This window comes from Mesorhizobium sp. M1004, assembly GCF_040318795.1.
GTDB lineage: Bacteria > Pseudomonadota > Alphaproteobacteria > Rhizobiales > Rhizobiaceae > Mesorhizobium.
Genome location: NZ_JAMYNB010000023.1, coordinates 15,827 through 32,005 on the forward strand (window position 1 = coordinate 15,827; position 16,179 = coordinate 32,005).

The 16,179-nt window shown below is 61.7% G+C and carries 19 protein-coding genes; all 19 read left to right on the forward strand.

Translation table 11 applies throughout. From position 1 onward, the window contains the following. The first annotated feature begins 104 nt into the window (after window positions 1–104). A complete protein-coding gene (locus tag NKH54_RS30040; RefSeq protein ID WP_023670825.1) occupies window positions 105–470 on the forward strand; it encodes an NADH-quinone oxidoreductase subunit A in 366 nt (121 codons plus the stop codon). After that, complete coding sequence (locus NKH54_RS30045; protein ID WP_023670824.1) at window positions 461–1,042, forward strand: NuoB/complex I 20 kDa subunit family protein; 582 nt, start codon at window positions 461–463, stop codon at window positions 1,040–1,042. Before NKH54_RS30040 ends, NKH54_RS30045 begins: the two co-directional genes overlap by 10 nt. Before the next feature lie 4 nt (window positions 1,043–1,046). Then, window positions 1,047–1,649 (forward strand): NADH-quinone oxidoreductase subunit C, encoded by a 603-nt coding sequence (locus NKH54_RS30050; RefSeq protein ID WP_023685194.1) that lies wholly within the window; start codon window positions 1,047–1,049, stop codon window positions 1,647–1,649. A 33-nt stretch (window positions 1,650–1,682) separates the two neighbouring features. Beyond that, window positions 1,683–2,135: a four helix bundle protein gene (locus NKH54_RS30055; protein WP_353029548.1), complete on the forward strand. Its 453-nt coding sequence runs from the start codon at window positions 1,683–1,685 to the stop codon at window positions 2,133–2,135. Further along, a complete protein-coding gene (locus tag NKH54_RS30060; protein ID WP_023685196.1) occupies window positions 2,128–3,318 on the forward strand; it encodes an NADH-quinone oxidoreductase subunit D in 1,191 nt (396 codons plus the stop codon). Before NKH54_RS30055 ends, NKH54_RS30060 begins: the two co-directional genes overlap by 8 nt. Further along, window positions 3,318–3,830: a DUF7674 family protein gene (locus tag NKH54_RS30065; RefSeq protein ID WP_023700376.1), complete on the forward strand. Its 513-nt coding sequence runs from the start codon at window positions 3,318–3,320 to the stop codon at window positions 3,828–3,830. Before NKH54_RS30060 ends, NKH54_RS30065 begins: the two co-directional genes overlap by 1 nt. After that, the gene (locus tag NKH54_RS30070) at window positions 3,831–5,162 is read left to right on the forward strand and encodes an NADH-quinone oxidoreductase subunit E (RefSeq protein ID WP_023670821.1); all 1,332 of its coding nucleotides are present in this window, start codon (window positions 3,831–3,833) and stop codon (window positions 5,160–5,162) included. Further along, complete coding sequence (locus NKH54_RS30075) at window positions 5,162–5,365, forward strand: hypothetical protein (RefSeq protein ID WP_353029549.1); 204 nt, start codon at window positions 5,162–5,164, stop codon at window positions 5,363–5,365. Before NKH54_RS30070 ends, NKH54_RS30075 begins: the two co-directional genes overlap by 1 nt. Before the next feature lie 3 nt (window positions 5,366–5,368). After that, on the forward strand, window positions 5,369–6,673 hold the full coding sequence (gene nuoF / locus NKH54_RS30080; RefSeq protein ID WP_023670819.1) for an NADH-quinone oxidoreductase subunit NuoF: 1,305 nt from the start codon (window positions 5,369–5,371) through the stop codon (window positions 6,671–6,673). 74 nt (window positions 6,674–6,747) lie between these two features. Beyond that, window positions 6,748–7,440, forward strand: a complete 693-nt coding sequence (locus NKH54_RS30085; protein ID WP_023685199.1) for a helix-hairpin-helix domain-containing protein — start codon at window positions 6,748–6,750, stop codon at window positions 7,438–7,440. Window positions 7,441–7,451: 11 nt separating this feature from the next. Next, complete coding sequence (locus NKH54_RS30090; RefSeq protein WP_023685200.1) at window positions 7,452–7,733, forward strand: pentapeptide repeat-containing protein; 282 nt, start codon at window positions 7,452–7,454, stop codon at window positions 7,731–7,733. Continuing rightward, entirely contained in the window at window positions 7,733–9,814 is a 2,082-nt protein-coding gene (gene nuoG, locus NKH54_RS30095) for an NADH-quinone oxidoreductase subunit NuoG (protein ID WP_023735919.1), read from the forward strand. The genes NKH54_RS30090 and nuoG overlap by 1 nt, the downstream gene beginning before the upstream one ends. Window positions 9,815–9,816: 2 nt before the next feature. Continuing rightward, window positions 9,817–10,860, forward strand: a complete 1,044-nt coding sequence (gene nuoH / locus NKH54_RS30100) for an NADH-quinone oxidoreductase subunit NuoH (protein WP_023685202.1) — start codon at window positions 9,817–9,819, stop codon at window positions 10,858–10,860. Beyond that, window positions 10,860–11,351, forward strand: a complete 492-nt coding sequence (nuoI, locus tag NKH54_RS30105) for an NADH-quinone oxidoreductase subunit NuoI (RefSeq protein WP_023685203.1) — start codon at window positions 10,860–10,862, stop codon at window positions 11,349–11,351. The genes nuoH and nuoI overlap by 1 nt, the downstream gene beginning before the upstream one ends. Before the next feature lie 123 nt (window positions 11,352–11,474). After that, on the forward strand, window positions 11,475–12,095 hold the full coding sequence (locus NKH54_RS30110) for an NADH-quinone oxidoreductase subunit J (RefSeq protein WP_023670812.1): 621 nt from the start codon (window positions 11,475–11,477) through the stop codon (window positions 12,093–12,095). Window positions 12,096–12,097: 2 nt separating this feature from the next. Further along, window positions 12,098–12,358: a hypothetical protein gene (locus NKH54_RS30115; protein ID WP_023670811.1), complete on the forward strand. Its 261-nt coding sequence runs from the start codon at window positions 12,098–12,100 to the stop codon at window positions 12,356–12,358. 7 nt (window positions 12,359–12,365) lie between these two features. Next, window positions 12,366–12,674: an NADH-quinone oxidoreductase subunit NuoK gene (gene nuoK / locus NKH54_RS30120; RefSeq protein ID WP_023670810.1), complete on the forward strand. Its 309-nt coding sequence runs from the start codon at window positions 12,366–12,368 to the stop codon at window positions 12,672–12,674. Window positions 12,675–12,684: 10 nt separating this feature from the next. Then, a complete protein-coding gene (gene nuoL, locus NKH54_RS30125; RefSeq protein ID WP_023733803.1) occupies window positions 12,685–14,658 on the forward strand; it encodes an NADH-quinone oxidoreductase subunit L in 1,974 nt (657 codons plus the stop codon). Beyond that, window positions 14,658–16,163 carry an NADH-quinone oxidoreductase subunit M gene (locus NKH54_RS30130; RefSeq protein ID WP_023822172.1) on the forward strand — a complete coding sequence of 502 codons (1,506 nt, stop codon included), beginning with the start codon at window positions 14,658–14,660 and terminating at the stop codon, window positions 16,161–16,163. The genes nuoL and NKH54_RS30130 overlap by 1 nt, the downstream gene beginning before the upstream one ends. Window positions 16,164–16,179: the final 16 nt, after the last annotated feature.

Below are 16,179 nucleotides of genomic sequence, written 5' to 3' on the forward strand. Positions count from 1 at the left end.
GCAGCAAAGGCACCTAAAACGGTTCAGCGGTTAAACTGTCGCGCTTCCGCATTAGGGTTGGTTGCTGTAATCAAAGTGGATTGGCCGCCAACGGAAAGCCGAGCATGAACGTACTCCTCAGTTCATACCTGCCCATCGTCCTCTTCATCGCCGTGGCCGCAGTTGTAGGCCTGGCGCTTATCATCGCGCCGTTCCTGGTGGCTTATCGCAATCCCGATCCGGAGAAGCTTTCCGCCTACGAGTGCGGGTTCAACTCGTTCGACGATGCCCGGATGAAATTCGACATCCGCTTCTACCTGGTGTCGATCCTGTTCATCATCTTCGATCTGGAAGTGGCCTTCCTGTTTCCGTGGGCGGTGTCGTTCTCGAAGATCGGCATGCTCGGTTTCTGGTCGATGATGGTGTTTTTGGCGGTGCTGACCATCGGCTTTGCCTATGAGTGGAAAAAAGGAGCGCTGGAATGGGATTGAACGACAGTTCCGGAACGCTCGTCGCGCCGAAGCCCAAAGGCCTGATCGACCCCAATACCGGACGTCCGGTCGGTTCCGACGATCCGTTCTTCCTCGAGATCAACAATGAACTGGCCGACAAGGGTTTTCTGGTCACCTCGACCGAGGCGCTGATCACCTGGGCACGCAGCGGCTCGCTGATGTTCATGACCTTCGGTCTCGCCTGCTGTGCCGTCGAGATGATCCACACCTCGATGCCGCGCTATGATTCGGAGCGGTTTGGCGTGGCTCCTCGCGCGTCGCCGCGCCAGTCGGACATAATGATCGTGGCGGGAACGCTGACCAACAAGATGGCCCCCGCTTTGCGCAAGGTCTACGACCAGATGCCGGAGCCGCGCTACGTCATCTCGATGGGCTCCTGCGCCAATGGCGGCGGCTATTATCACTATTCCTATTCGGTGGTGCGCGGCTGCGACCGCATCGTGCCGGTCGACATCTATGTGCCCGGCTGCCCGCCGAGCGCCGAAGCGCTGCTCTACGGCATTCTTCTCCTGCAGAAGAAGATCCGCCGCACCGGCACGATCGAACGGTAGACCCATGGCCGCATCCCTGAGCGAACTGTCGACCTATCTCGGCGAAAAGCTGCCGGGCCGCGTCACCGATGCGGTGCTTGCCTATGGCGAACTGACGATCTCGGTTGCTACAGACAATCTGATCGAGGTGACAAGCTTCCTGCGTGACAATTCGGGCTGCCAGTTCATTTCGATCATCGATATCTGCGGCGCCGACTACCCGTCGCGCGTCAAGCGTTTCGATGTCGTCTATCATTTGCTTTCGCCGAAGCAGAATTTGCGCATCCGCATCAAGGTGCAGGCCGACGAAGAGACGCTGGTGCCGTCGCTCACCGCTGTCTATCCCGGCGCCGACTGGTATGAGCGCGAGGCCTACGATCTCTATGGCGTGCTGTTCTCCGGCCATCCGGACCTGCGCCGCATCCTCACGGACTACGGTTTCGAGGGCCATCCCCTGCGCAAGGACTTCCCGCTGACCGGTTTCGTCGAGGTGCGCTACGACGACGAAGCCAAGCGCGTGATCTACGAGCCGGTGGAATTGAAGCAGGAATTCAGGAACTTCGATTTTCTCTCGCCATGGGAAGGGACGGACTACGTCCTGCCGGGCGATGAGAAGGCGAAACAGTGAGTAGGAAGTAGTGAGTAGCCAGTAGCAAAAGATTTGGAGCAACGGATCGAATCTTATCGCGACTTGAAGGTGTGGCAATCGGCGATGACGCTTGCTGAGGATTGCTACCGTTTCACCAAAGAGTTTCCGAGGGATGAGATTTACGGCATGACCTCTCAGATGCGCCGATCGGCGGTTTCGGTCGCAGCGAACGTCGCGGAGGGATACGGTCGGGAGAACAGAGGGTCGTTCGTTCAATTTTTGCGCATGGCGCAAGGCTCGTTGAAGGAACTGGAGACACACATACTGCTGGCATGTCGGGTTGGCCTGCTGCGAAAAGACAATGAGATTGAGCTGCCGCTGCGATGCGAAGAGATTGGAAAAATAGATGAGATCTCTTATCCGAACGGTGCAGGCCAAGCAGGCGGAATGAAGCAGGCATTGAGATTGATGATCACTACTCACTACTCACTACTGACTCTTCGCCAGAGGCGCCAGAATGGCTGAAACCTCCGTCCGCAACTTTAACATCAACTTCGGACCGCAGCACCCTGCGGCGCACGGTGTTTTGCGTCTTGTGCTGGAGCTTGACGGCGAGGTGGTCGACCGCGTCGATCCGCATATCGGCTTGCTGCATCGCGGCACCGAAAAGCTGATCGAGCACAAAACCTATCTGCAGGCAGTGCCCTATCTCGACCGGCTCGACTATTGCGCACCGATGAACCAGGAGCATGCCTTCGCGCTCGCCACCGAGCGGTTGCTCGGCATCGAAGTGCCGAAGCGCGGCCAGTTGATCCGCGTGCTCTATTCCGAGCTCAGCCGCATCATGTCGCACATCCTCAATGTGACGACGCAGGCGCTGGATATCGGCGCGCTGACGCCGCCGCTGTGGGGTTTCGTCGAACGCGAAAAGCTGATGGTGTTTTATGAGCGCGCTTCCGGTTCGCGCATGCATGCGGCCTATTTCCGTCCCGGCGGCGTGCACCAGGATCTGCCGGCGAAGCTGGTCGAGGACATCGGCAAGTGGATCGACCCGTTCCTGAAGTCGCTTGACGACCTCGACAGGCTGCTTACCGGCAACCGCATCTTCAAGCAACGCAATGTCGATATCGGTATCGTGTCGCTTGCCGACGCCTGGGCCTGGGGCTTTTCCGGCGTCATGGTGCGCGGCTCGGGTGCGGCCTGGGATTTGCGCAAGTCGCAGCCTTATGAATGCTATTCCGAGATGGATTTCGACATCCCGATCGGCAAGAACGGCGACTGCTACGACCGTTATCTCGTGCGCATGGAAGAGATGCGCCAGTCGGCGAAAATCATGCGCCAGTGCGTCGACCTTCTGCTCGGCAAGGAGAGCACCGGGCCGGTGTCGAACCTCGACGGCAAGGTGGTGCCGCCGAAGCGCCAGGCGATGAAGCGCTCGATGGAAGCGCTGATCCATCATTTCAAGCTCTACACCGAGGGCTATCGCGTGCCGGCCGGCGAGGTCTATGCTGCCGTCGAGGCGCCGAAGGGCGAGTTCGGTGTCTATCTCGTCTCCGACGGCACCAACAAGCCCTATCGCTGCAAGCTGCGCGCGCCCGGCTTCGCGCATCTGCAAGCCATGGATTTCCTCTGCCGCGGCCACATGCTGGCCGACGTCACTGCCGTCCTGGGTTCCCTCGATATCGTCTTCGGGGAGGTTGATCGGTGATGGCGGCAGCCAATCCTACAGTGCGCTCTCAGGTCGGTGTTCGAGGGAATGCCGACGCTGCCCTACCGCGGTGGCGCGAATTGGCAAAAGCCATGCTGCCGGTCGAGTTCGCAGAGGCTTCTTACAACTCGACTCAGCACTGTTCGATCTATGACTTCTTTTTTACCCTGCTACCCAAGACGCGCCTTGCCCACCGCGACAATGACGTCGACAAGCTGGGTAGAATGCACGGGTTCGCCCAATGGGCTGCCGTTCACCCGAACAAACAGATTTGGAATGCGGCTGGTGTCGCTTTTTACGAGCACTTGTTCGACGATGACATCGACGCTGATGCGGTCATGGCATGGATCTCGCCTCAAGTAAGGCAAACTGTTCTGGGGCTGTGGCAATACATGTTGCCCGCAGAGCGATTTGCGAGTGTTGCTCGATCTGCCGAACGCATTCCGTTTTCTCATCAGAAAGAATGTGAAACCGCAATAGCTCTCGTAGCAGAGCAGGGGCCCGATCGCTAAATGTCAGTCCGCCGTCTCGCAGAAGCAAGCGTCCAGCCAGCCTCCTTCGCCTTCAACCGGGCGAATGCGGCGGTTGCGAAGCAATGGATCAAGAAATATCCGAAGGGCCGCGAGCAGTCGGCGATCATTCCCTTGCTGATGATTGCGCAGGAGCAGGAAGGCTGGGTCACCAAGGCGGCGATCGAGACGATTTCGGACATGCTCGGCATGCCGCGCATTCGCGGCCTCGAAGTCGCGACCTTCTACACGCAGTACCAGCTCAATCCGGTCGGCACGCGCGCACATATCCAGGTCTGCGGCACCACGCCCTGCATGCTGCGCGGCTCGGAAGCGCTGATGGATGTGTGCCGCTCGAAAATCCATCACGACCAATTCCACACCAACGACAAGGGCACACTGTCGTGGGAGGAAGTCGAATGCCTCGGCGCCTGCGTCAACGCGCCGATGGTGATGGTCTTCAAGGATACGTTCGAGGATCTCACCCCCGAGCGGCTGGCCGAAATCATCGATCTTTACGATGCGGGCAAGGGCGCCTCGGTTCCCACGGGACCGCAAAACGGCAGAACCGGCTCGGAGCCGGCGCCTGGCCTGACGACGCTGAAGAGCGAAAAGGCGATCCTCAAAGCAACGCGCGACAAGGAAGCCAGGGCGGCGAGCAAGGCTGCCCACGCGGCGCCCGACGCAATCATTGCGGCGCCTGTTCCGGCTCCTGCCGCTCCTGCAGCGGCCGCCCCGGTCGCGCCATCCAACGCCGGCAAACCGAAAACCGATGCGCCGGAAACCAGCTCGGCGTTGAAGTCGCCCTCCAGGGCCAAGGTTGCACCGGCGGCGGAAAAAGCGGCGAGCGTCCCGGCGCCCCTGCATTCGGCCGCCAACGCCAACACCGCGGCGCCTGAAGTCGAGAAGGTCGCCAAGCAGCGTAATGGCCCGAAGACCACCTCCACGCCGGCAGCTGCCTTCATCGCTCCGGAATTCAAGGCGCCAGCGGCCAACGCCCCGGTGGCCCCGACCGTCAAGGCGCCGACAGCCAGACCCGCAAAGCCGTCGCTCGAGGACAAGAACCGTCCGGCCGGAATCGACAGGCCGGCTGCGGTCGACGATCTCAAGCTGATCTCGGGCATTGGCCCGAAGATCGAGGGCATCCTTCATTCGCTTGGCATCTTCACCTTCACACAGGTCGCATCCTGGAATAAGGCCGAGCGCGACTGGGTGGATGGATATCTCGCTTTCCAGGGCCGCATCGAGCGCGACGACTGGGGCAAGCAGGCCAAGGCGCTCGCCAAGGGCGGCGTCGCCGAATACATCCGCGTCTTCGGCAAGGAGCCACGTTGATGGCTGAAGCGCAAAGCACCGGATCTTTGCTGTCGCTGCGCAGCATTGTCATCGGCGTTGTCTGCATCGCTGCTGCCAACATCCTTCTGGAGGGGCTTCGGCGCCTCGTCGAATTGCCGTTTTCGGATACCCTGGAATCGATGGCCGCGACCGGCATAGGCGCGCTGGTGTGGGTCTCGATCGTCTTGCGGGGAAAGAGGTAAGTCATGCTGGCTGACAAAGACCGCATCTTCAACAACATCTACGGGCTCTTCGACAAGTCACTGGCCGGCGCGATGGCGCGCGGCGCCTGGGACAACACGCCCGGCATCATCGCCAAGGGGCGAGAGTGGATCGTCAATGAGATGAAGGCGTCCGGCCTGCGCGGCCGTGGCGGCGCCGGCTTCCCGACCGGGCTGAAATGGTCGTTCATGCCCAAGCAGAGCGATGGAAGGCCGAGTTATCTCGTTGTCAACGCCGACGAGTCCGAGCCCGGCACGTGCAAGGACCGCGATATCCTGCGCAACGATCCGCACACCCTGGTCGAGGGCTCGTTCATCGCCGGCTTCGCCATGGGCGCGGTCGCCGCCTACATCTATGTGCGCGGCGAGTTCATCCGTGAGCGCGAGGCGCTGCAGCGCGCCATCGACGAGGCCTACGAGGCCAGGCTGATCGGCAAGAACAACACGTCCGGATACGATTTCGACATCTACATGCATCACGGCGCCGGCGCCTATATATGTGGCGAGGAAACAGCACTTCTCGAAAGCCTCGAAGGCAAGAAGGGCCAGCCCCGGCTGAAGCCGCCATTCCCAGCCAATGTCGGCTTGTACGGTTGTCCGACTACCGTGAACAATGTCGAGTCAATCGCGGTCGCGCCGACCATTTTGCGCCGTGGCGCCGCCTGGTTCTCGTCCTTCGGCCGCCCCAACAATGTCGGCACCAAGCTGTTTTGCATCTCGGGCCATGTCAACAATCCGTGCACCGTCGAAGAGGCGATGTCGATCCCGTTCCGCGAGCTGATCGAGACGCATTGCGGTGGCATTCGCGGCGGCTGGGACAATCTCCTCGCGGTCATTCCGGGCGGCGCTTCGGTGCCGCTGGTGCCGGCCGAGCAGATCATCGATGCGCCGATGGATTTCGATGCTTTGCGCGACCTGAAATCCGGCCTCGGCACGGCGGCTGTCATCGTCATGGACAAATCGACCGATATCGTGAAGGCGATCGCCAGGCTTTCCTATTTCTACAAGCATGAGAGCTGCGGCCAGTGCACGCCATGCCGCGAAGGCACCGGCTGGATGTGGCGGGTGATGGAGCGGCTGGTGCGCGGCGAGGCGCAGAAGCGCGAGATCGACATGCTGCTCGACGTCACCAAACAGGTGGAGGGTCATACGATCTGCGCGCTGGGCGATGCCGCGGCATGGCCGATCCAGGGCCTGATGCGGCATTTCCGCGGCGAGGTGGAGCGGCGCATCGACGAGTTTTCGCGCAACGCGCACCGGGCCGAACCGGTGATGGTGGCGGCTGAGTAGATTTGAAATACGGGCGCAAGCCCGGGACTGACACAGCGGGGCGGGGCAAGCGAAGAAACGACCAGGAGATGTCTATGGCGCAGTATTCGAACCCTTTGATGCCCAATTTGGACCAGCTTGAAAAGATGAACCAGGATTTGACCAGGATGATGCCGAAGGAGATGGCCAGCGCCGTCAACCTTCTCGCGCATCCTGTCGCTGGTGCCGCCGCGATGTCGGCGCTGGGCTTCGGCCTTGCCAACCATGCATTTGGCGTGTGGCTCGGCGCCTTGTCGGGTGCTGCCGAGGCATCGCAGCGGATTTTCCAGCCGATCATCGACGATTTCGAGCAGCGCACCCAAGAGTTCTCCGAGACCGCGCCGGCCACCAAGGCGCGCGCGGCGACCAGAACCCTGATCGCCGAGGCGCAGAGTTTTGCCCAGGATGTGACCGATATTGCCGCTCGCACCGTCGATGCCGAGCCGGAGAAGACCGATGCCGTCGCCGAAGGCGCGACGATCGGATTGATGCCGGAGGATTTCAGACAGCCCAAGGCCATGGCGCGTCCGGCCAAGCCGTCGGATCTCAAGGCGATCACCGGCGTTGGGCCGAAGCTGGAAAAGGTGCTGAACGGCCTCGGCATCTGGACCTTTGCCCAGATCGCGGCGTGGACGCCGGAAGAGATCGCCTGGGTCGAGGACTACCTGTCGCTCACCGGCCGCATCGGCCGCGACGAGTGGACCCGCCAGGCCGCGGCGCTGACGCTGGCTGCCAAGGCGAAGAAGTAGGGGTGGCAGGCATGGAGATCCACGACAGGAGCGATGTTCTCGATGTGCGCAATGCCATCGTCAGCAACTCCAGATTTGACGATGTGAACTTGTCGAACACGCAGTTTCACAACGTCGACCTGTCGGCGGCCGTGGTGGACGACGCGAACCTCTCGAACGCGTTTTTCAGCAATGTGAATATGAGCAATCTGAAGATAGAAAACGCTGAAGTCGCCGGCATGATGATCAATGGCATCAGGCTGAGCGATCTGTTTCAGGCATATGAGACGGCGCAGACCGCCGGGGGCAATTGATGGCAAAGCTCAAGGTCGACGGGAAAGAGATCACTGTACCCGACCACTACACGCTGCTGCAGGCGGCCGAGGACGCCGGCGCGGAAGTGCCGCGCTTCTGCTTCCATGAGCGGCTGTCGATTGCCGGCAATTGCCGCATGTGCCTGATCGAGGTGAAGGGCGGGCCGCCCAAGCCGCAGGCCTCCTGCGCCATGAATGTGCGCGACCTGCGTCCGGGACCCAATGGCGAGGCGCCTGAAATCTTCACCAACACGCCGATGGTCAAGAAGGCCCGCGAAGGCGTGATGGAATTCCTGCTGATCAACCATCCGCTGGATTGCCCGATCTGCGACCAGGGCGGCGAATGCGACCTGCAGGACCAGGCGATGGCCTTCGGCGTCGATTCCTCGCGCTATCACGAGAACAAGCGCGCGGTCGAAGACAAGTATATCGGCCCACTGGTCAAGACGGTTATGAACCGCTGCATCCACTGCACGCGCTGCGTTCGCTTCACCACGGAAGTTGCGGGCATTTCCGAGCTTGGCCTGATCGGCCGCGGCGAGGATGCCGAGATCACCACCTATCTCGAAAGCGCCATGACCTCGGAGCTGCAGGGCAATGTCATCGACCTCTGCCCGGTCGGCGCGCTGACGTCGAAGCCGTTCGCCTTCCAGGCGCGGCCGTGGGAGCTGACCAAGACAGAATCCATCGACGTCATGGACGCCGTCGGCTCGGCAATCCGCGTCGACAGCCGTGGCCGCGAGGTGATGCGCATCCTGCCGCGCGTCAATGAAGCGGTGAACGAGGAGTGGATTTCCGACAAGACCCGCTTCATCTGGGACGGATTGCGCACGCAGCGCCTCGACCGCCCCTATGTCCGCAAGGACGGAAAGCTGGCGCCGGCCAGCTGGGCCGAAGCGTTCGTTGCGATCAGGGATGCGGTGTCGAATGCGGCGCCCGAGAAAATCGGCGCGATTGCGGGCGATCTTGCCGCCGTCGAGGAAATCTACGCGCTTAAGCAGCTTATGGCTGCGTTGGGCTCGAAGAACACCGATTGCCGCCAGGACGGCGCCGCACTCGATCCCGCGCTCGGCCGCGCCAGCTACATCTTCAACCCCACCATCGAGGGCATCGAGCAGGCCGACGCGGTGCTGATCATCGGCGGCAATCCGCGCTTCGAGGCCTCGGTGCTCAATGCCCGCATCCGCAAGCGCTGGCGGATCGGCAATCTGCCGGTCGGCGTCATCGGCGAGGTCGGCGACACGCGTTACGACTATGAACAGCTCGGCGCCGGTCCGGAGTCGCTGAAAGACTTGGCCGATGGCAACGGCAAGTTCTTCCAGGTGCTGAAGAAGGCGACGCATCCGCTGATCATCGTCGGCCAGGGCGCACTATCGCGTGCCGACGGCGCGGCGGTGCTCGGCCAGGCGGCGAAACTCGCCACGGCCGTGAACGCTGCCCGCGCCGACTGGAACGGCTTTGCCGTGCTGCACACTGCGGCCGCGCGCGTCGGCGGTCTCGATGTCGGCTTCGTGCCTGGCAAGGGCGGCAAGAACGTTGCCGGCATGCTGGGGGAGAGCGAGGTTCTGTTCCTGCTCGGCGCCGACGAGATCGACATGTCCAAGACCGGCGGCGCCTTCGTTGTCTATGTCGGAACGCATGGCGACGCCGGTGCGCACCGCGCCAATGTCATCCTGCCGGGAGCCGCCTACACCGAAAAGTCCGGCACCTATGTCAACACCGAGGGACGCGTGCAGCAGACCAACCGCGCCGGCTTCGCGCCGGGCGATGCGCGCGAGGACTGGGCGATCCTGAGGGCATTGTCCGATGTGCTGGGCAAGAAACTACCCTTCGATTCGCTGCAGCAGTTGCGCGCCAAACTCTATGGCGAATACCCGCATCTCGCCCGCATCGATCATGTTGTCTCAGGCAACCCCGACGACATCGCCAGGGTGGCGAAGCTCGGCGGGCGGCTGAACAAGGGCACTTTCACCTCGCCGGTCACGGATTTCTATCTGACCAACCCGATTGCGCGGGCCTCCGCCGTCATGGCGGAATGCTCGGCGCTGGCGAAAAACGGCTTCAGGCAGGCGGCAGAGTAGACATGGACACCTTCTTCTCCTTCTACGTGCTGCCGACGCTGATCATCCTTTTAAAGTCGGTCGTGCTGATCGTCGTTTTGCTGATCGGGGTTGCCTACCTGCTTTACGCCGACCGCAAGATCTGGGCGGCGGTGCAATTGCGCCGCGGCCCGAACGTCGTCGGCCCGTGGGGCACGCTGCAGGCTTTCGCCGATCTGCTAAAATTCGTCTTCAAGGAACCGGTCATTCCGTCCGGCGCCAACAAGGGCGTGTTCCTGCTGGCGCCGCTGGTGTCGGCCGTGCTGGCAATCTCGGCCTGGGCGGTCATTCCCGTCAATGCCGGCTGGGGGATCGCCAACGTCAATGTCGGCATCCTCTACGTCTTCGCCATCTCCTCGCTCGAGGTCTATGGCGTGATAATGGGCGGCTGGGCGTCCAATTCGAAATACCCGTTCCTCGGCGCGCTGCGCTCGGCGGCGCAGATGGTGTCCTACGAAGTCTCGATCGGCTTCGTCATCGTCACCGTGCTGCTCTGCGTCGGCTCGCTCAACCTGTCGGACATCGTGCTGTCGCAGCAGGATGGGCTGGGCACCAAGCTTGGCCTGCCCAACAGCTTCCTCGACTGGCACTGGCTGGCGCTGTTCCCGATGTTCGTCATTTTCTTCATCTCGGCGCTGGCCGAGACCAACCGCCCGCCCTTCGACCTGGTGGAAGCCGAGTCCGAATTGGTCGCCGGCCATATGGTCGAATATTCGTCGACGCCGTTCCTGTTGTTCTTCCTCGGCGAATATGTCGCCGTGGTGATGATGTGCGCGCTGGCCACCATCCTGTTCCTCGGCGGCTGGCTGCCGCCCTTCGACTTCGCCCCCTTCACCTGGGTGCCCGGCGTGATCTGGTTCGTGCTCAAGATCTGCCTGATGTTCTTCATGTTCTCGATGGTGAAGGCCTTCGTGCCGCGCTACCGCTACGACCAGCTGATGCGCCTTGGCTGGAAAGTGTTCCTGCCGATTTCGCTATTCATGGTCGTTGCCACCGCGGCCTTCCTCAAGATCACGGGGTTTGCGTGATGTCCGCTTTTGGCCAGGCCGCCAAATCGCTGCTGCTGCAGGATTTCGTCAGCGCCTTTTTCCTGTCGATGCGCCAGTTCTTCGCGCCGAAGGAGACGATCAACTATCCGCACGAGAAAGGGCCGACCAGCCCGCGCTTCCGTGGCGAGCATGCGCTGCGCCGCTATCCCAATGGCGAGGAACGCTGCATCGCCTGCAAATTGTGCGAAGCGATCTGTCCGGCGCAGGCGATCACCATCGAGGCCGGCCCGCGCCGCAATGACGGCACTCGCCGCACCGTGCGCTACGACATCGACATGGTGAAGTGCATCTATTGCGGCTTCTGCCAGGAAGCCTGCCCGGTCGACGCCATCGTCGAGGGGCCGAATTTCGAGTTCGCGACGGAGACGCGCGAGGAGCTTTACTACGACAAGGACAGGCTGCTGGCGAATGGCGACCGCTGGGAGCGCGAACTGGCGCGCAACATCTCGCTGGACTCGCCCTATCGCTGACATTTGACGCATGGACGGGGCGAGGGGCCTCGTCTAAGGACAACGCAACTTGCCGACCGGAGGCGGTCGCAGAAATCAAACAGGACGGATGTCCTGTTTGGACAGGAACCCGGGGGATCCCCAATGCTGAGTGGACTAGAGGCGGCCTTTTTCTACCTCTTCGCCTTTGTCGCGGTGGCGTCGGCCTTCATGGTCATTTCGTCGCGCAACCCCGTGCATTCCGTGCTGTTCCTGATCCTGACCTTCTTCAACGCCGCCGGCCTGTTCATGCTGACCGGCGCCGAGTTCCTGGCGATGATCCTGCTTGTCGTCTATGTCGGCGCGGTCATGGTGCTGTTCCTGTTCGTCGTCATGATGCTCGATGTCGACTTCGCCGAGATGAAGGAAGGCGCCCTGCAATATGCGCCGATCGGCGCGCTGGTCGGGCTGATCCTGGCGGCCGAGCTGATCGTGGTGCTCGGCGGCTACACCTTCGCGCCGCAACTGGCCTCGACGGTCTCCAAACCCATCCCGGATCTTGCCGCGCGGACAAACACCGCAGCACTCGGCGACATCCTCTATACCGACTACCTCTACTACTTCCAGATTTCGGGCCTCATCCTGCTGGTCGCCATGATCGGCGCCATCGTGCTGACGCTGCGCCACAAGGAAGGGATCAAGCGGCAGTCGATCGCAGCCCAGGTCGGCCGCACGCCGGCGACAGGCATGGAAATCCGCAAGGTCAAGTCGGGCGAGGGGCTCTGACGATGTTCGGTCGTTTGAAGAAAAAATACTGGGGAGAGCAGGTTGCCTCTTGGCGGGTTGATTCGACTGAGAAGGCCTGGGTATTCGTCTGGAATCGCGACGGGAATCTTACGCTGAACATCAAGAGCGAAGATTTCACATACGTTCAGGGGGCAGGCCGGAATGATGCAACAGTTATCTTCGAGCCTTCTGCCATAGACAGCCTTTTGGACGCCATCGTATCCGCGCGTTCAATGATTCAACAAATGCCGGGAAAGGTTTGATCTGGCCATGGTCGTCGGCATCGCACATTACCTGACCGTATCGGCGATCCTGTTCACGCTGGGCGTGTTCGGCATCTTCCTGAACCGCAGGAACATCATCGTCATCCTGATGTCGATCGAGCTGATTCTTTTGGCGGTCAACATCAATTTCGTTGCCTTCTCGGCGGCATTGGGCGATCTCGTCGGCCAGGTGTTTGCCCTGTTCGTGCTGACGGTCGCCGCCGCCGAAGCGGCCATCGGTCTTGCCATTCTCGTCGTCTTCTTCCGCAACCGCGGCTCGATCGCGGTCGAAGACGTGAACCAGATGAAGGGTTGACGGGGCTAACATGTATCAAGCGATCGTCTTCCTTCCGCTGCTCGGCTTCCTGATCGTCGGTCTGTTCGGCAATTCGCTGGGCGCCAAGGCATCGGAATACATCACCTCGGGCTTCCTGGTGATCTCGGCCGTGCTGTCCTGGGTCGCCTTCTTCTCCGTCGGCTTCGGCGAAGGCGAGGTGTTCACCGTGCCGGTACTGCGCTGGATCCAATCCGGCGGCTTGGACGCGTCCTGGGCGCTCAGGATCGACACGCTGACGGTGGTCATGCTGGTGGTGGTCAACACGGTGTCGGCGCTGGTCCACATCTATTCGATCGGCTACATGCACCACGATCCGAACCGGCCCCGCTTCTTTGCCTATCTGTCGCTGTTCACCTTCGCCATGCTGATGCTGGTGACGGCCGACAATCTGGTGCAGATGTTCTTCGGCTGGGAAGGGGTGGGTCTCGCCTCCTATTTGCTGATCGGCTTCTGGTACAAGAAGCCGTCGGCCAATGCCGCTGCGATCAAGGCCTTCGTCGTCAACCGCGTCGGCGATTTCGGCTTTGCGCTCGGCATTTTCGGCGTCTTCGTTTTGTTCGGCTCGGTCAATCTCGGCACCATCTTCGCCAATGCCGCGACGTTCATTCCGGCCGAAGGCGCACCACAAGGCGCCGCCGTGCTGACCTTCCTCGGCTATGCGCTGGACAAGCAGGCGGCCATGACCATCGTCTGCCTGCTGCTGTTCATGGGCGCCATGGGCAAGTCGGCGCAGGTGCCGCTGCACACCTGGCTGCCGGACGCCATGGAAGGCCCGACGCCGGTTTCCGCGCTGATCCATGCCGCCACCATGGTTACGGCCGGCGTGTTCATGCTGGCCCGGCTGTCGCCGCTGTTCGAACTGTCGCATTCGGCGCTGACCGTGGTGACCTTCATCGGCGCCTTCACCGCCTTCTTCGCGGCGACCGTCGGCCTGGTCCAGAACGACATCAAGCGCGTCATCGCCTATTCGACCTGCTCGCAGCTCGGCTACATGTTCGTCGCGCTCGGCGTCGGCGCCTATGGCGCGGCGATCTTCCATCTGTTCACGCATGCCTTCTTCAAGGCGCTGCTGTTCCTGGGCTCCGGCTCGGTCATCCATGCCGTGTCCGACGAGCAGGACATGCGCAAGATGGGTGGCCTGCGGAAGCTCATTCCGAAGACCTACTGGATGATGGTGATCGGCACGCTGGCACTGACCGGCGTCGGCATTCCGGTGACCGTCATCGGCACCGCCGGCTTCTTCTCCAAGGATGCCATCATCGAGGCTGCCTTTGCCGGCCACAATTCGGTCGCCGGCCTCGCTTTTGTCCTGCTGGTCATCGCCGCCTGCTTCACCTCCTTCTACTCCTGGCGGCTGATCTTCATGACCTTCCACGGCGAGCCGCGGGCGAGCCACGACGTCATGCACCATGTCCATGAATCGCCGCCGGTGATGCTGGTGCCGCTGTTCATCCTGGCCGCGGGCGCGCTGTTTGCCGGCGTTATCTTTCATGGCGCCTTCATCGGCGAAGCCTATGCCGAATTCTGGAAGGCGTCGCTGTTCACGCTGCCGGACAACCACATCCTGCACGAGATCCATGAATTGCCGCTGTGGGTCGAGCTGGCACCGTTCGTCGCCATGGTCATCGGCTTTGCCGTCGCCTGGAAGTTCTACATCCGCTCGCCGGAACTGCCCCGGAGCGTCGCCGCCAACCATCGGCTGCTCTATGCCTTCCTGCTCAACAAATGGTACTTTGACGAGCTCTACGACGTCCTGTTCGTGCGGCCGGCAAAGGCGCTGGGCAGGTTCTTGTGGAAGACCGGCGACGGCACCATCATCGACGGGCTCGGTCCTGACGGCATTTCGGCGCGCGTCGTCGACGTCACCGACCGCGTCGTCAAGCTGCAGACCGGCTATCTCTATCACTATGCATTCGCCATGCTGATCGGCGTGGCCGCACTCGTCACCTGGATGATGCTCTGATGACCGCCTGGCCAATCCTCTCGCTGGTCACCTTCCTGCCGCTCGTAGGTGTGCTGCTGATCCTGTTCATCAGGGATGACAGCCCGAATGCGCGTCGCAACATCCGCGCCATCGCGTTCACGACGACAGCGGCCACCTTCATCATCTCCCTGTTCATCTGGACCGGCTTCGACAATTCGCAAGCCGGCTTCCAGTTCGTCGAGAAGTTTGCCTGGTTGGATTCCGGCATCTCCTACCATATGGGCGTCGACGGCATTTCGATGCTGTTCGTCATCCTGACGACGTTCCTCATGCCGCCCTGCATCCTGGCGTCGTGGGAAGCGATCGACAAGCGCGTCAAGGCCTACATGATTGCCTTCCTGCTCTTGGAAACGCTGATGATCGGCGTGTTCTGCGCGCTCGACATCGTGCTGTTCTACGTCTTCTTCGAGGCCGGCCTGATCCCGATGTTCATCATCATCGGCGTCTGGGGCGGCAAGCGCCGCGTCTATGCCTCGTTCAAGTTCTTCCTCTACACGTTGGCCGGCTCGGTGCTGATGCTGCTCGCCATCATGGCGATGTTCTTCCAGGCGGGCACCACCGACATCCCGACGCTGCTGACCCACAACTTCCCGGCCCACATGCAGACATGGCTATTTCTGGCCTTCTTCGCCTCCTTCGCGGTGAAGATGCCGATGTGGCCGGTGCACACCTGGCTGCCCGATGCGCACGTCGAAGCGCCGACGGCGGGCTCGGTGATCCTGGCGGGCATACTGTTGAAAATGGGCGGGTACGGCTTCCTGCGCTTCTCCCTGCCGATGTTCCCGCTGGCGTCGGAAATGTTCGCACCGCTGGTGTTCACGCTGTCGGTCGTCGCCATCATCTACACCTCGCTGGTGGCGCTGATGCAGGAGGACATGAAGAAGCTGATCGCCTATTCCTCCGTCGCCCATATGGGCTTCGTCACCATGGGCATCTTCGCCATGAACCAGGAAGGCGTGCAGGGCGCGATCTTCCAGATGCTGAGCCACGGCCTCGTCTCGGGCGCACTGTTCCTGTGCGTCGGCGTCATTTACGACCGCATGCACACGCGAGAGATCGACGCCTATGGCGGCTTGGTCAACAACATGCCGAAATACGCAACCGTGTTCCTGATCTTCACCATGGCCAATGTCGGCTTGCCCGGCACGTCAGGCTTCGTCGGCGAGTTCCTGACCATGCTCGGCGTGTTCCGGGTCAACACCTGGGTGGCTTTCTTCGCCGCCACCGGCGTCATCCTGTCGGCGGCCTACGCGCTCTGGCTCTACCGCCGGGTCATCTTCGGCGCGCTGACCAAGGAAAGCCTGAAGGGCCTGCTCGATCTGTCGACGCGCGAGAAGGCAATCATCTACCCGCTGGTCGTGCTGGTCATCTTCTTCGGCGTTTATCCCGCTCCCGTCTTCGATGCCACGGCCCAGTCGGTCAAGGCGCTCGTCACCAATGTCACCGCATCCATCGGCGCCGCGCAGACCGCGGCGGCGAACTGACCAGAGGTTTTGCGAA

What these genes read in the sequence shown, in the direction of transcription:
- NKH54_RS30040 (WP_023670825.1), top strand. Translation starts at nt 105, where the DNA reads ATGAACGTACTCCTCAGTTCATACCTGCCCATCGTCCTCTTCATCGCC.
- NKH54_RS30070 (WP_023670821.1), top strand. Translation starts at nt 3,831, where the DNA reads ATGTCAGTCCGCCGTCTCGCAGAAGCAAGCGTCCAGCCAGCCTCCTTC.
- NKH54_RS30075 (WP_353029549.1), top strand. Translation starts at nt 5,162, where the DNA reads ATGGCTGAAGCGCAAAGCACCGGATCTTTGCTGTCGCTGCGCAGCATT.
- NKH54_RS30045 (WP_023670824.1), top strand. Translation starts at nt 461, where the DNA reads ATGGGATTGAACGACAGTTCCGGAACGCTCGTCGCGCCGAAGCCCAAA.
- NKH54_RS30050 (WP_023685194.1), top strand. Translation starts at nt 1,047, where the DNA reads ATGGCCGCATCCCTGAGCGAACTGTCGACCTATCTCGGCGAAAAGCTG.
- NKH54_RS30085 (WP_023685199.1), top strand. Translation starts at nt 6,748, where the DNA reads ATGGCGCAGTATTCGAACCCTTTGATGCCCAATTTGGACCAGCTTGAA.
- NKH54_RS30115 (WP_023670811.1), top strand. Translation starts at nt 12,098, where the DNA reads ATGTTCGGTCGTTTGAAGAAAAAATACTGGGGAGAGCAGGTTGCCTCT.
- NKH54_RS30090 (WP_023685200.1), top strand. Translation starts at nt 7,452, where the DNA reads ATGGAGATCCACGACAGGAGCGATGTTCTCGATGTGCGCAATGCCATC.
- NKH54_RS30130 (WP_023822172.1), top strand. Translation starts at nt 14,658, where the DNA reads ATGACCGCCTGGCCAATCCTCTCGCTGGTCACCTTCCTGCCGCTCGTA.
- nuoL (WP_023733803.1), top strand. Translation starts at nt 12,685, where the DNA reads ATGTATCAAGCGATCGTCTTCCTTCCGCTGCTCGGCTTCCTGATCGTC.
- nuoG (WP_023735919.1), top strand. Translation starts at nt 7,733, where the DNA reads ATGGCAAAGCTCAAGGTCGACGGGAAAGAGATCACTGTACCCGACCAC.
- NKH54_RS30065 (WP_023700376.1), top strand. Translation starts at nt 3,318, where the DNA reads ATGGCGGCAGCCAATCCTACAGTGCGCTCTCAGGTCGGTGTTCGAGGG.
- NKH54_RS30060 (WP_023685196.1), top strand. Translation starts at nt 2,128, where the DNA reads ATGGCTGAAACCTCCGTCCGCAACTTTAACATCAACTTCGGACCGCAG.
- nuoK (WP_023670810.1), top strand. Translation starts at nt 12,366, where the DNA reads ATGGTCGTCGGCATCGCACATTACCTGACCGTATCGGCGATCCTGTTC.
- NKH54_RS30110 (WP_023670812.1), top strand. Translation starts at nt 11,475, where the DNA reads ATGCTGAGTGGACTAGAGGCGGCCTTTTTCTACCTCTTCGCCTTTGTC.
- nuoF (WP_023670819.1), top strand. Translation starts at nt 5,369, where the DNA reads ATGCTGGCTGACAAAGACCGCATCTTCAACAACATCTACGGGCTCTTC.
- nuoI (WP_023685203.1), top strand. Translation starts at nt 10,860, where the DNA reads ATGTCCGCTTTTGGCCAGGCCGCCAAATCGCTGCTGCTGCAGGATTTC.
- nuoH (WP_023685202.1), top strand. Translation starts at nt 9,817, where the DNA reads ATGGACACCTTCTTCTCCTTCTACGTGCTGCCGACGCTGATCATCCTT.